The sequence below is a fragment of the Micromonospora salmantinae genome (genome assembly GCF_022230905.1).
Classification (GTDB): Bacteria; Actinomycetota; Actinomycetes; order Mycobacteriales; family Micromonosporaceae; genus Micromonospora; species Micromonospora salmantinae.
The window spans coordinates 111,514-125,740 of record NZ_JAKKFG010000013.1 but is presented as its reverse complement, the minus strand read 5'-3'; the positions used below and the strand labels follow the sequence as shown (position 1 = coordinate 125,740).

Annotated in this window: 8 protein-coding genes; 7 read left to right on the top strand and 1 reads right to left on the bottom strand. The window is 68.6% G+C overall.

All coding sequences use genetic code 11. The annotated features are described in order from the left end of the window. Positions 1–81: 81 nt before the first annotated feature. The 7 genes from PSH03_RS12930 to PSH03_RS12900 all read left to right on the top strand — a co-directional run bounded on the left by PSH03_RS12930 (position 82) and on the right by PSH03_RS12900 (position 13,301). Positions 82–1,086, top strand: coding sequence for a LacI family DNA-binding transcriptional regulator (locus PSH03_RS12930; RefSeq protein ID WP_112677526.1), 1,005 nt, complete (start codon positions 82–84; stop codon positions 1,084–1,086). A 333-nt stretch (positions 1,087–1,419) separates the two neighbouring features. Further along, positions 1,420–2,799 (top strand): ABC transporter substrate-binding protein, encoded by a 1,380-nt coding sequence (locus PSH03_RS12925; protein WP_210784174.1) that lies wholly within the window; start codon positions 1,420–1,422, stop codon positions 2,797–2,799. An 86-nt stretch (positions 2,800–2,885) separates the two neighbouring features. After that, positions 2,886–3,842 carry a carbohydrate ABC transporter permease gene (locus PSH03_RS12920; protein WP_112586243.1) on the top strand — a complete coding sequence of 319 codons (957 nt, stop codon included), beginning with the start codon at positions 2,886–2,888 and terminating at the stop codon, positions 3,840–3,842. Between the two features lie 11 nt (positions 3,843–3,853). Beyond that, positions 3,854–4,741: a carbohydrate ABC transporter permease gene (locus tag PSH03_RS12915; RefSeq protein ID WP_112586245.1), complete on the top strand. Its 888-nt coding sequence runs from the start codon at positions 3,854–3,856 to the stop codon at positions 4,739–4,741. Between the two features lie 139 nt (positions 4,742–4,880). Then, on the top strand, positions 4,881–6,500 hold the full coding sequence (locus PSH03_RS12910; protein ID WP_238689243.1) for a glycoside hydrolase family 13 protein: 1,620 nt from the start codon (positions 4,881–4,883) through the stop codon (positions 6,498–6,500). 143 nt (positions 6,501–6,643) lie between these two features. Then, entirely contained in the window at positions 6,644–9,514 is a 2,871-nt protein-coding gene (locus tag PSH03_RS12905) for a galactose-binding domain-containing protein (protein WP_238689242.1), read from the top strand. A gap of 91 nt (positions 9,515–9,605) precedes the next feature. Further along, complete coding sequence (locus PSH03_RS12900) at positions 9,606–13,301, top strand: galactose-binding domain-containing protein (protein ID WP_238689241.1); 3,696 nt, start codon at positions 9,606–9,608, stop codon at positions 13,299–13,301. Position 13,302: 1 nt separating this feature from the next. Here PSH03_RS12900 and PSH03_RS12895 read toward each other — a convergent pair whose 3' ends face one another. Continuing rightward, a complete protein-coding gene (locus tag PSH03_RS12895; protein WP_238689240.1) occupies positions 13,303–14,103 on the bottom strand; it encodes a crotonase/enoyl-CoA hydratase family protein in 801 nt (266 codons plus the stop codon). Positions 14,104–14,227: the final 124 nt, after the last annotated feature.

The following is a 14,227-nucleotide window of genomic DNA, read 5'->3' as shown; positions in this document are numbered from 1 at the left end:
CGTGACGATCAAGCAGTGCGCCGACAAACGCCGGCAATTTGCTGTTCATTTCTTTCATCCAGGTGACGTACGATTGCGACCGTGACCAAGCGGTTGACTGAAGTTGCCAAGAAGGCGGGCGTCAGCGAGGCCACCGTCAGCCGGGTGCTCAACGGCCGCGACGGGGTCTCCGAGGCGACCCGCACCGCCGTGCTGACGGCACTGGACGTGCTCGGTTACGAGCGGCCGACCAAGCTGCGCGGCGAACGCGCCCGGCTGGTCGGGCTGGTGCTGCCCGAGTTGCAGAACCCGATCTTCCCGGCGCTGGCCGAGGTCGTCACCGGCACCCTCGCTCAGCGCGGCTACACCCCGGCGCTCTGTGCCCGGACCATCGGTGGGGTCTCCGAAATGGACTACGTGGAGATGCTCCTCGACCACCAGGTCTCCGGGGTGATCTTCGCCGGTGGCTCGTACGCGCTCGCCGACGCCCGACACGACCACTACCGTCGGCTGACCGACCGAGGGCTTCCGGTCGTGCTGGTCAACGCCGGTGTGGACGAGCTGGGCTTTCCCCGCGTCTCCACCGACGACGCGGTGGCGGTGGAGCAGGCGTACGGGCACCTGCGCTCGCTCGGGCACGAACGGATCGGCATGGTGCTCGGCCCGGAGGGGCATGTGCCGTCGCGGCGCAAGCTCGACGCGATGGTCCAGGCTGCCGGCTGGGACGAGGGCGACGCCGAGTGCGTCGAGCGTTCCAGCTTCTCGATGGAGGGTGCGCGGGTCGCCGCGACGAAGTTGGTCGAGCGGGGCGTGACCGGCATCATCTGCGCCAGCGACGTGCTCGCACTGGGCACGATTCGGGCGGCCCGCCGGCTGGGCCGTTCGGTTCCGGCCGACGTGTCGGTGGTGGGTTTCGACGACTCCGCCTTCATGACGTGCACCGATCCGCCGTTGACCACAGTGCGGCAACCGATCGAGACGATGGGGCAGGCCGCCGTGGATCTGCTGGTCACCCAGATCGAGGGTGCCGGTGTCCTTCAGGACGAGCTGCTGTTCGAGCCGGAGTTGGTGGTGCGGGGCTCCACCGCGCCCGCCCCTGGCCGCTAGGCACCACACCGAACGACGCTTCGGCCGTCGACCGCCTCTCGCGGTCGGCGGCCGTTTTCGTCGTTGCTCACCATCGTCGGCATCGACCGGTCCGAATGGTCGGTCGTAAGCGATCAATAGCCGCCAAATCGGGCTGCTTTCAGCGACTTGCCAACATCTGTCGTCATCACGTCGTGTCCTTTCGGAACAGGGTCGATACCTTGCCGAAATGAGTCGGCCTCGCTACAGTGACTCCACTCACACCTGGCTCCGACGCAGCTACTGGGCGTCAGGTCGTATCACCGCAGATCAGCGAAGGTCATTGGAGACACCCGTTCCCGAAGGGATGGACAGATGTCCGTACCGCAACACCGAAAGGCTGCGGCGGTTGCGCTCGTGGCCGGCCTGGGGCTCAGCCTCACGGCATGCTCCACGAAGAGCGACGACAAGGGCTCGAACGCCAACGGCAAGGTCACCATCACGGTCGACTGCCAGCCGGTCGGCGCGCAGAAAGAGCTGTTGAAGAACTGGAACGACGACGTCGCCGAGTTCCAGAAGCAGAACCCGGACATCACCATCAAGAGCGTCAGCGTCGGCGAGCAGTGCAACAACCCGCCGGACTTCACCGCCCGCCTCGCCGGCGGCACCGTGACCGACGTCTTCTACGGATACATGACCGATCTCCAGCAGGTGCTCGACTCCGGTCAGGCGATGGACATCGGCCCGCACGTCAACAAGGACGCGATCTCGACCTGGGACAGCGTCGACCCGGCGCTCAAGGAGGTCTTCACCGACGGCGGCAAGCTCTACGCCGTTCCGGTGAAGAACTACTCGATGGGCCTGGTCTACAACAAGGCCCTGTTCCAGCAGGCCGGGCTGGACGTGAACAACCCGCCCAAGACCTGGGCCGACGTCCGTGCCGCCGCCAAGAAGATCTCCGCGCTCGGCAACGGCATCGCCGGCTACTCGGAGTACAGCGCCGGCAACACCGGCGGCTGGCACTTCACCTCCCTGCTCTACTCGCAGGGTGGCCAGGTGCTGACCGAGGACGGCAAGAAGGCCGACTTCAACAACGCCATGGGCAAGCAGGTCCTGCAGAACCTCAAGGACATGCGGTACGGCGACAACAGCATGGGCGCCCGTCAGCTGCTCCAGTGGGGCGACCTGCTGACGAACGCCGGCGCGGGCAAGGTCGGCATGTTCATCGGCGCGCCGGACGCCACCCAGGCGATCGTCAGCCAGTTCCAGGGCAAGTTCCAGGACTGGGCGATGGCCCCGCTGCCCGGCCAGGACGGCGCGGCGAAGGGGACGCTCGGTGGTGGCGAGGGCTACTTCTTCAAGAAGGACCTCACTCCCGAGCAGGTCAAGGCCGGTCTGAAGTGGATCGCGTACCAGAAGCTCACCCCGGGCAAGGGCCAGTTCGACTACGTGCGGGCCAAGCCGCAGAACTACCCGGTGGGTCTGCCCCAGCCGCTGCTCTTCGCCAACGGCAGTGACGCCCAGAAGCAGGAGCTGGAGCTGCGTAAGGCGAACGCGAACGTCGACACGGCGAACTTCGCGCTCTTCGAGGCGACCCCGGTTCCGATCAAGGGTGAGCCGCGCAACGCCCAGGCCGTCTACGCGGTGCTCGACGCCGCGATGTCGGGTGTGCTGACCAACCCGAACTCGAACATCGACGCACTGCTCAAGACCGCCGAGGAGAAGGTCAACCAGCTCCTCGCCGCCGAGAGCTGACCGATCGTGTGGGGGTCGGGACGCCGACCCGACCCCCACGCCACTCGCGCCACATCTCGACGTCACCGACTCACCCAGGAGTTGCCTTGGCGATCACCACCGTCCCGGAGACCCCCAGGAAACCGGGCCGCCCGCCGTCGCCGTACTCGGCGAGGCCGCAGCGCACCAGCCTCGGCCGCAAGGTACGGGACAACCTCACCGGTCACGCGTTCCTGATCGGAGCGGTGCTCTGCTTCGTCGTCTTCTCCTGGTACCCGATGGTCCGCGGCATCATCATGAGCTTCCAGCGGACCCGGCGCGGCGAGACCACCTGGGTGGGCTGGGACAACTACTCCCGCATCATCGCCGACCCCAGCTTCTGGACGGCCTGGCAGAACACCTTCTACTTCACTGTCCTGGCGCTGGCCCTCGGATACGTGGTGCCGTTCTTCGTGGCGATCCTGCTCAACGAGTTCCGCCACGCCAAGGGGTACCTGCGGATCCTGGTCTACCTGCCGGTGATGCTGCCGCCGGCCTCCGCGCTGTTCCTCTTCAAGTTCTACGCGTACGACCCGAGCGAGGCCGGGCTCTTCAACGCCATCCTCAAGGCGCTGCACCTGCCCACCTCGCAGTGGATGCAGTCACCCGAGATGACGATGCCGGCGATGGTGCTCGCGTCGACCTGGATGAACATGGGCGGCGCGGTGCTGATCTACCTGGCGTCGTTGCAGAACATCCCCGGTGAGCTGTACGAGGCCGCCGAGCTCGACGGCGCCGGGATCTGGCGCCGGATCGTCCACGTGACGATCCCGCAGACCCGGTTGATCCTCGCGCTCCTGGCGATGTTGCAGATCGTCGCCACCATGCAGCTCTTCATCGAGCCACTGATCCTCGCCAACGGTGCGGGTGCGGAGGACTCGGCGACCTCGGTGGCGTACCTCATCTACCAGCACGGGTTCTTCCAGAACGACCTCAACGGCGCCGCCGCCCTGGGCGTGATCATGCTCGTGGTGCTGGCCGGCTTCTCCGCCGTGTACGTGCGGCTGACTGCGAAACAGGACTAGGACGGCGAGGAATGGCACAGGATTCCGGAACCCGGACCCTCATCTCCCAATCCCAGCTCAGCCGGGGGCGCGGCCGGGTCATCTACTGGACGCTGCTGGTGGTGGTGGTGGCGGGGTTCACGCTCGTCTTCCTCGGGCCGCTCTACTGGATGGTCACCGGCGCGCTCAAGTCCGGCCAGGAGATCGCGCAGACCCCACCGTCGCTGTTCCCGAAGGATCCGCAGCCGCAGAACTACATCGACGCGTGGAACAACCTGGCCCTCGCCAAGCTGCTCTTCAACACCTTCTACTACGCCATCGGCGCGGTGCTGTTCCAACTGGTCTTCGACACCGCCGCCGCGTACTCGCTGTCAAAGCTTCGACCGATCTTCGGCAACGTGATCCTCGCCCTGATGCTGGGAACGCTGATGATCCCGGCGATGGTCCTCATCGTTCCGCAGTACGTGACGGTGATCGACCTGCCGATCGTGCACATCAACCTGCTGGACTCACCGTTCGCGATCTGGTTGCCCCTGGTCGCGAACGCGTTCAACATCTTCCTGTTGAAGCGGTTCTTCGACTCGATCCCCGAGGAGCTGATGGCGGCGGCCCTGATGGACGGGGCGACGTCGCTGCGCACGCTCTGGTCGATCATCCTGCCGCTGTCGCGTCCCATCCTCGGCGTCGTCTCCATCTTCGCCGTGACGGCGGTCTGGAAGGACTTCCTCTGGCCAAAGCTGGTCATGCCGTCGCCCGAGACCCGGACGGTCAGCGTCGGCATCTACGCCTTCGCGGGTGGCACGCCGATGAACGTGGTGATCGCCGCGTCGGTCATCGCCGCGATCCCGACCGTCATCATCTTCCTGATCTTCCAGCGGAACATCATGTCCGGTCTGACCACGGGCAGCATCAAGGGATAGCGACCACCGGTCCTCCCGCGCGGCGAACAACGACCGTTCGCCCGACACATAACCAGGTCCGGCGAACCCGCCGACGTACTGACGCAGAAAGCAGGTGCTCGTGTCCACAGCTGACAGAAGTCCGTGGTGGCGTGGAGCCGTGATCTACCAGGTGTATCCCCGGAGCTTCGCCGACGGTAACGGCGACGGCATCGGCGACATCGCCGGCATCCGGTCCCGGCTGAACCACCTGTCCGCGCTCGGCGTCGACGCGATCTGGTTCAGCCCCTGGTACCCGTCCCCGATGGCCGACGCCGGCTACGACGTCTCCGACTACCGCGACATCGACCCGGTCTTCGGCACCCTGGCCGAGGTCGAGGCGCTGATCGCGGAGGCGCACGCGCTGGGCATCCGGACCATCGTCGACGTGGTGCCCAACCACTGCTCCGACGCCCACCCCTGGTTTCAGGCCGCGCTCGCCGGGGGCCCCGGCGCGCCAGAACGGGACCTTTTCTGGTTCCGACCCGGCCGTGGCCCCAACGGCGACGAACGACCCACCGACTGGGTCGGCGAGTTCGGCGGCGAGACCTGGACCCGCACCACCAACCCGGACGGCACCCCCGGCGACTGGTACCTGCACCTGTTCGCCCCCCAGCAGCCGGACTTCAACTGGGACCACCCCCGGGTGCGGGAGGAGTTCGAGGACATCCTGCGGTTCTGGTTCGACAGGGGCGTGGACGGCATCCGGATCGACTCGGCCGGGCTCCTGGTCAAGGACGGGACGCTGCCCGAGGTCCGCGAGGACCAGCCGCACCCGTTCCACGACCTCGACGGGGTGCACGACATCTACCGGGGCTGGCGTCGGGTCGCCGACGAGTACGCCGACCGGGCGCTGATCGGTGAGGTGTGGCTGCCGGACCGGCAGCGGTTCGCCAACTACCTGCGCCCGGACGAGCTGCACGCCGCGTTCAACTTCGACTTCCTCGGCTGCGCCTGGGACGCCGCGGCGCTGCGGGAGAGCATCGACGGGACGCTGAGCGCGCACGCGCCGGTCAACGCGCCGGCCACCTGGGTGCTCTCGAACCACGACGTCACCCGGCACGTCACCCGCTACGGTCGCGCGGACACCCGGTTCAGCTTCGCCGCCAAACGCGAGGGCACCCCCACCGACCTGGAGCTGGGCACCCGCCGGGCCCGCGCCGCCGCGCTGCTCTCGTTGTCGCTGCCCGGTGCGGCCTACATCTACCAGGGCGAGGAGCTGGGCCTCTACGAGGTCGAGGACATCCCGTACGCGATGCGGCAGGACCCCATGTGGGAGCGGTCCGGCCGGATCGACCCCGGTCGGGACGGCTGCCGCGTACCGCTGCCGTGGGCCGGGGACGAGCCGCCGTTCGAGTTCAGCCCGGAGGGTGCCGCGGCGCCCTGGCTGCCGCAGCCGGCCGACTGGAAGGACCGGACAGCCAGCGCGCAGACCGGCGACTCGGCCTCCATGCTGGAGCTGTACCGGGCGGCGATCCAGGCCCGAAAGGCCGACCCGGCGCTCGGTGACGGTGAGCTGACCTGGTTGCCCGCCCCGGACGGGGTGCTGGCGTTCAGCCGCGGCGAGGGCTTCACCTGCCTGGTCAACCTGTCCGCCGCGCCGGTGCCGATGCCAGCTCAGGGGGAGTTGCTGCTGGCCAGCGGGCCGCTCGACGACGGGTTGCTGCCGTCCGACACAGCGGTCTGGCTGCGTACCGCCGAATCCACCGACGGGCCGCGCGGGGCGGACGGCCCGGCCTGACCTGACGCTGCTCGCCGTGGTGCCGGCGGCCCGTCCCGGCCGCCGGCACCACGCCACCAAAGAAGGGAGAACCGAGGGGGACGCGCGACACCGCACCGACACGGGGGGATCTGGCCTGCCTGACGAAAGGGAGAGCGCAGCTCATGGCCAACCACACCACCGGCACCCCGCACCACCTTCGACACCCGGCCCGGGCACTGTTGGCCGCCATCGCCGCCACCCTGCTCGCCGCCACCTCGGTCACCGTCCTCGCGGTCACCGGCACCGCGACCCCGGCCTCGGCGGCGGGGTTGTCCCCCTTCGACATCCCCAACCGGGGCGCCACAGTTCCGTTCGTCGAGCAGGAGGCGGAGGAGACCGCCCACAACGGCACGAAGATCGGCCCGGACCGGCGCTACGGCACGCTGCCGTCCGAGGCGTCCGGCCGGGAGGCGGTCACCCTCGACGCCGTCGGCGAGTACGTGGAGTTCACCCTCACCGCCCCGGCCAACGCTGTCACCTTCCGCTACAGCCTGCCGGACAGCCCGGCCGGCACCGGCCGGGACGCCGCCATCGACCTGCGGGCCAACGGGGCGCTGCTGAGGTCGGTCCCGGTGACGTCGAGGTACGGCTGGTACTACGGCGGATACCCGTTCAACAACAACCCGGGCGACACCAACCCGCACCACTTCTACGACGAGACCCGGGCGCTGTTCGGCAGCACCCAGCCGGCCGGCACGAAGATCCGGCTCCAGGTCTCCTCGACCGCGCAGTCGCCCACGTTCACCATCGACCTGGCCGACTTCGAGCTGGTCGCCCCGGCGATCACGAAGCCCTCCGGCGTGCTCGACGTGGTCACCGACTTCGGCGCCGACCCGAGCGGCGCCACCGACTCGACGGCGAAGTTCCAGGCGGCGGTCGACGCCGGCAAGGCCCAGGGCCGGGCGGTCTGGATCCCGACCGGCACCTTCACCCTCTGGGATCACGTGGTGGTCGACGGGGTGACACTGCGCGGCGCGGGGCCCTGGTATTCGGTGCTCGGCGGCCGGCACCCCACCGAGCGACACCGGTCCGTCGGCATCTACGGCAAGTACGTCCCCGGTGGCGGCTACACCGGCCCGGTCCGCGCCCACGAGGCGAACGGGCCCAGCCGCAACGTCACGCTGCGGGACTTCGCCATCATCGGCGACATCCGCGAACGCGTCGACGACGACCAGGTCAACGCTCTCGGCGGGGCGATGACCAACTCGGTGGTGGACAACCTCTGGCTGGAGAACACCAAGGTCGGGGCGTGGATGGACGGCCCGATGGACAACTTCACCATCCGCAACAGCCGGATCCTGGACCAGACCGCGGACGGGGTGAACTTCCACACCGGCGTCACCAACTCGACGGTGACCAACACGTTCGTCCGCAACACCGGCGACGACGCGTTGGCGATGTGGGCGCAGAGCGTGCCGAACGTCAACAACTCCTTCACCCACAACACCATCGGGGTGACCCTGCTGGCGAACCACCTGGTCAGCTACGGCGGTCGGGACATCAAGATCACCGACAACGTGACTGCCGACTCGCTGACCAACGGCGGCGGCATCCACGTCGCGAACCGCTACCCCGGCGTGCAGGGCGCCACCGGAGTCCAGGGCACCTGGACGATCGCCCGGAACACGTTGATCCGTAACGGCAACTCGGACTACAACTGGAACTTCGGTGTCGGGGCGATCTGGTTCTCCGCGCTCAACGAGGCGTTCCAGAACCCCACCATCAACATCACCGACACCGACATCCTGGACAGCTCGTACGCGGCGCTGCACTGGATCGAGGGCCAGACCAACGGGATCAACCTCAACAACGTACGGATCGACGGCGCCGGCACGTACGCGCTCCAGGTGCAGGCGAACAGCCAGGTGTCGTTCACCAACGTGCGGGCCACAAACATCGCGCAGAGCAACCCCATGCACAACTGCGTGGGCGCCGGCTTCCAGATCACCCAGGGCTCCGGCAACTCCGGCTGGTACACCCCGACCCCGTACTGCGGCCCGTGGCCGAACCCCCAGTGGGGCGGCGGACCCACCTCGCCGCCACCGACGACCCCACCGCCCACCACCCCGCCGCCCACCACCCCACCGCCCACCACCCCGCCCCCGACCAGCGCGAACCTGGCGCTGGGCCGGTCGACGACAGCGACCAGCACCAACCAGAGCTACACGGCCGCCAACGTGGTGGACGGCAACGCGTCGACGTACTGGGAGAGCGCCAACAACGCCTTCCCCCAGTCGGTCACCATCGACCTGGGCGCTTCCCGGTCGGTCGACCGGGTGGCGCTCAAGCTGCCCACCGGTTGGGAGCAACGCACCCAGACCCTGTCGGTGCTCGGCTCCACCGACGGCTCGTCGTACACCACACTGGCGTCGTCCGCCGGTCGGGTCTTCGCCCCCGGTGCGGGCAACACGGTGTCGATCGGGCTGCCCTCCGGTGACCGCCGCTACATCCGGGTCACCGTCACCGGCAACACCGGCTGGCCGGCCGCCCAACTCTCCGAGGTCGAGGTGTACGGCGGCACCCAGACCACCCCGCCGCCGACCACCCCGCCGCCGACCACCCCGCCGCCGACCAGCGGCAACCTGGCGGCCGGACGGTCGATCACCGAGACCAGCCACTCCGACGTGTACGCCGCTCCCAACGCGGTGGACGGCAACGCGAACACCTACTGGGAGAGCGCCAACAACGCGTTCCCGCAGTCGTTGACAGTGGACCTGGGCGCCGACCGGTCGGTGTCCCGGGTCGTGCTGAAGCTCCCACCCTCGTCGGCCTGGCAGACGCGTACGCAGACGCTGGCGGTGCTCGGCTCCACGAACGGCTCGACGTTCAGCACGCTGAAGGCGTCCGCCGGCTACACCTTCAACCCGGCCAGCGGCAACACGGTCACCGTGACCTTCACGGCGACCACCCAGCGGTACCTGCGGCTGACCGTCACCGGCAACAGCGGCTGGCCAGCCGGCCAGCTCAGCGAGTTCGAGATCTACTCCAGCTAGCCCCCAACTGTCGCGGAACGACGGGCGTACCCCTGCACCCGTCGCCGGGCAACGCACCCACACCCATCCCCGAAAGAGGTGTAGCGACCCCATGTCCAGGACCGGCACCAGACGAGGCACGCCGCCAACCGGCGCGCCCACCACCGTCCCCCGCACCGCCCGAACCGGCCGCCGTCGAATGCTCGCCGGCGCGCTCGCCGGGATGCTCCTCGCCACTGCCCCGGTCGTCACCCCGATGGCGAGCGCGGCACCGGCGGCCGACCCGTCAGCGGCCGCCGCCCGCGTGGCAATGCTCGCCGGGCTCTCCGCCACCATGACCGCCAGCAGCCACAACCAGAACTACGTGGCGGGCAACGCCAACGACGGCAACGCGTCGACCTACTGGGAGAGCGCCAACAACGCGTTCCCGCAGTGGATCCAGGCGGACCTGGGCGCCACCGTCAGCGTGGACCGGGTGGTGCTCAAGCTGCCACCCGCGTCGGACTGGCAGACCCGTACCCAGACGCTGTCGGTGTCGGGTTCGACAAACGGCTCGTCCTTCACCATCCTGAAGGCGTCCGCCGGCTACACCTTCAACCCGAGCAGCGGCAACACCGCGACCGTCAGCTTCACCGCCGCCAGCACCCGCTACGTACGCGTGCAGGTCACCGGCAACACCGGTTGGCCGGCCGCCCAACTGTCCGAGGTCGAGGTGTACGGCGCCACCGGCAGCAACGACACCCAGGCACCCAGCGTGCCGGGCAACCTGGCCTACACCCAGCCGGTCAGCGGGCAGATCCGGCTCGCCTGGTCGGCGTCGACCGACAACGTCGGGGTGACCGGCTACGACGTCTACGCCAACGGCGCGCTGCGTGGCAGCGTCAACGGTTCGACGCTCACGTACACCGACAGCCAGCCGACCACTGCCACGGTGTCGTACTACGTGCGGGCCAAGGACGCGGCCGGCAACCAGTCGGCCAACAGCAACACAGTGACCCGCACCGGCACCGGCAACCCGCCGACCGGTTCCAACCTGGCGATCGGCAAGCCGATCAGCGCCTCCGGGTTCGTGCACACGTTCGTGGCCACCAACGCCAACGACAACAACGTGGCCACCTACTGGGAGGGCAACGGCAACCCGAGCACGCTGACAGTGCAGCTCGGCGCGAACGCCAGCCTCAGCCAGGTCGTCGTGAAGCTCAACCCGGACTCGGCGTGGGGCGCGCGTACCCAGAACATCACCGTGCTCGGCCGGGACCAGGGCTCGTCGAGCTTCACCACCCTGGTCGGCGCGGCGAACTACGCCTTCAACCCGGGCAGCGGCAACACGGTGACCATCCCGGTCTCCGGCGCGGCGGCCGACGTACGGCTCTCGATCGCCTCGAACACCGGCGCTCCGGCCGGTCAGGTGGCCGAGTTCCAGGTCTTCGGCACCCCGGCGCCGAACCCGGACCTGACCGTGACCGGCATGTCGTTCAGCCCGTCCGCACCGGTGGAGACGAGCACCATCACGCTCTCCGCGACGGTGCGTAACGCGGGCTCGGCGGCCTCCGGCGCGACCAACGTCAACTTCTACCTGGGCTCCACCCGGGTGGGCACGGCCTCGGTCGGCGGTCTCGCGGCCGGTGCCTCGACCACTGTCAGCGCCAGCATCGGCACCCGGGACTCGGGCAGCTACCCGCTCAGCGCCAAGGTCGACGAGTCGAACACCGTCGTCGAGCAGGACGACACCAACAACAGCTACACCAACCCCAGCCCGTTGGTCGTCGCCGCGGTCGCCAGCTCCGACCTGGTCGCCTCGGCGGTCGCCTGGTCGCCGGGCAACCCGTCAGCGGGCAACACGGTGACCTTCTCCGTTTCCATCCGCAACGCCGGCAACCAGGCTTCCGCCTCCGGTGCGCACGGCATCACCCTGACCGTGCTCAACGACTCCGGCACCGTGGTCCGTACCCTGACCGGCTCGCACTCCGGCGTGATCAACGCCGGCGCCACTGTCGGCCCGATCAGCCTGGGCACCTGGACCGCCGCGAACGGCAAGTACACCGTCCGGGTGGTGCTCGCGGTGGACGGCAACGAGCTGCCGGTGAAGCAGGCCAACAACACCAGTGACCGGCCGCTCTTCGTCGGTCGCGGCGCCAACATGCCGTACGACATGTACGAGGCCGAGGACGGCGTGATCGGCGGCGGCGGCACAGTCGTCGGACCGAACCGGGAGATCGGCGACCTGGCCGGCGAGGCGTCCGGTCGGCGCGCGGTGACCCTGAACTCGACGGGCAGCTACGTCGAGTTCACCACCCGGGCCAGCACCAACACGCTGGTCACTCGCTTCTCCATCCCGGACGCACCGGGCGGCGGTGGGATCAACTCGACGCTGAACGTCTACGTCAACGGCACGTTCCACAAGGCCATCGACCTGACGTCCCGGTACGCCTGGCTCTACGGCAACGAGGCCAGCCCGGGCAACTCGCCGAGCGCGGGCGGACCGCGGCACATCTACGACGAAGCCAACGTCATGCTCAACTCCACGGTTCCGGCCGGCAGCAAGATCCGCCTCCAGAAGGACCCGGCCAACACCACCACGTACGCGATCGACTTCATCAACACCGAGCAGGTGGCGCCGATCGCCAACCCGGACCCGGCCCGCTACACCACGCCGACCGGCTTCACCCACCAGGACGTGCAGAACGCCCTGGACCGGGTGCGGATGGACACCACCGGCAACCTGGTCGGGGTGTACCTGCCGGCCGGTAACTACTCCACCTCGTCGAAGTTCCAGGTGTACGGCAAGGCGGTCCAGGTGACCGGCGCCGGCCCCTGGTACACCCGGTTCAACGCTCCGTCGGGCCAGGACAACACCGACATCGGCTTCCGGGCGGAGAACTCGGCGGCGAACTCTTCCTTCAAGAACTTCGCCTACTTCGGCAACTACACCTCGCGGATCGACGGTCCGGGCAAGGTGTTCGACTTCGCCAACGTGTCGAACATCGTGATCGACAACATCTGGAACGAGCACATGGTGTGCCTCTACTGGGGCGCGAACACCGACTACATGACGATCAAGAACTCCCGGATCCGGAACATGTTCGCCGACGGCATCAACATGACCAACGGCAGCACCAACAACCTGGTCAGCAACAACGACGCCCGGGCCACCGGCGACGACAGCTTCGCGCTGTTCTCGGCGATCGACGCGGGCGGCGCCGACATGAAGGACAACATCTACGAGAACCTGACCTCGACCCTGACCTGGCGGGCCGCCGGTGTCGCCGTGTACGGCGGCTACGGCAACACGTTCCGCAACATCTACATCGCGGACACCCTGGTCTACTCGGGCATCACCATCAGCTCGCTCGACTTCGGCTACCCGATGAACGGCTTCGGTGCCAACCCGCCGACCCGGTTCGAGAACATCTCGATCGTGCGGGCCGGTGGGCACTTCTGGGGTGGGCAGACCTTCCCGGCGATCTGGGTCTTCTCCGCCTCGAAGGTGTTCCAGGGCATCCGGGTCAGCGATGTCGACATCATCGATCCGACCTACAGCGGCATCATGTTCCAGACCAACTACGTCGGCGGGCAGCCGCAGAACCCGATCACCGACACGGTATTCACGAACGTCTCGATCAGCGGTGCCCGCAAGAGCGGGGACGCCTACGACGCGAAGTCCGGCTTCGCCATCTGGGCGAACCCGATGCCGGAAGCCGGGCAGGGGCCGGCCGTCGGATCGGTCACCTTCAACAACCTCCGGTTGAGCAACAACGCGGTGGACATCCAGAACCCCACGACAACCTTCACCATCAACCGCAACTGAGCTAGCCGGTAGCCGACGCCGCCGGGGGGTGCACCCCTCCCGGCGGCGTCGCGCCGTGTCGGCCCTCGCCCGCGGCGAACCGGGCCGCACCGGCCGCCGCGTCCGTGGCCAGTGAGTCCATCCCGTACGCCAACTCGGTCGCCAGCGCCTCCGGCTCGGGCCGCCCCGCGCCGGCCAGCAGCGCCGCCCGGTCGTTGCGCAGGCAGGTCTGCGGATGCCGGGCGATCGCCGCCGCCAACTCCTCGGCCGCGGCCCGCGCCTGGCCGGGTGGCACCAACCGATTGACCAACCCCATCGTGTACGCCTCGTCGGCCGGCACCGGGCGACCGGTGAGGATCAGGTCCATGGCCCGACTCTCGCCGATCAGCCGGGGCAGCCGGACGGTGCCACCGTCGATCAGCGGCACTCCCCAGCGGCGGCAGAACACCCCGAAGGTCGCGTCGGACTCGGCGATCCGCAGGTCACACCAGAGCGCCAGCTCAAGTCCGCCGGCCACCGCGTACCCGGAGATCGCCGCGATCACCGGTTTGCTGAGGGTCATCCGGGTCGGACCCATCGGGCCGTCCCCCTCCGGCTCGACCCGGTTGCCGCTCGGTGTGCCGATCGCCTTGAGGTCGGCGCCGGCGCAGAACGTCCCACCGGCGCCCCAGAGCACTGCCACCGCCGCGTCCGGATCAGCCTCGAAGGCCCGGAACGCGTCGGCCAGCGCCCGAGCGGTAGGACCGTCCACGGCGTTCCGAGCGTCCGCCCAATCCAGCACAACAGTGGTGACCGCCCCGACCCGCTCCACCCGCACACCCATCCCGCCAGCATGCCGGCCCGGCCCCACCCCCACAATCCCCGTCGATCTTGCACTTCCGGTTGCCGGTTCGCGGCTTGTGCCCCGGATCATTCCAGCAGAAACTGCAAGATCGACGGCCTGGGTG

Coding starts and splice junctions, on each gene's coding strand:
- PSH03_RS12925 (WP_210784174.1), top strand. CDS start 1,420: ATGTCCGTACCGCAACACCGAAAGGCTGCGGCGGTTGCGCTCGTGGCC.
- PSH03_RS12915 (WP_112586245.1), top strand. CDS start 3,854: ATGGCACAGGATTCCGGAACCCGGACCCTCATCTCCCAATCCCAGCTC.
- PSH03_RS12900 (WP_238689241.1), top strand. CDS start 9,606: ATGTCCAGGACCGGCACCAGACGAGGCACGCCGCCAACCGGCGCGCCC.
- PSH03_RS12905 (WP_238689242.1), top strand. CDS start 6,644: ATGGCCAACCACACCACCGGCACCCCGCACCACCTTCGACACCCGGCC.
- PSH03_RS12895 (WP_238689240.1), bottom strand. CDS start 14,103: ATGGGTGTGCGGGTGGAGCGGGTCGGGGCGGTCACCACTGTTGTGCTG.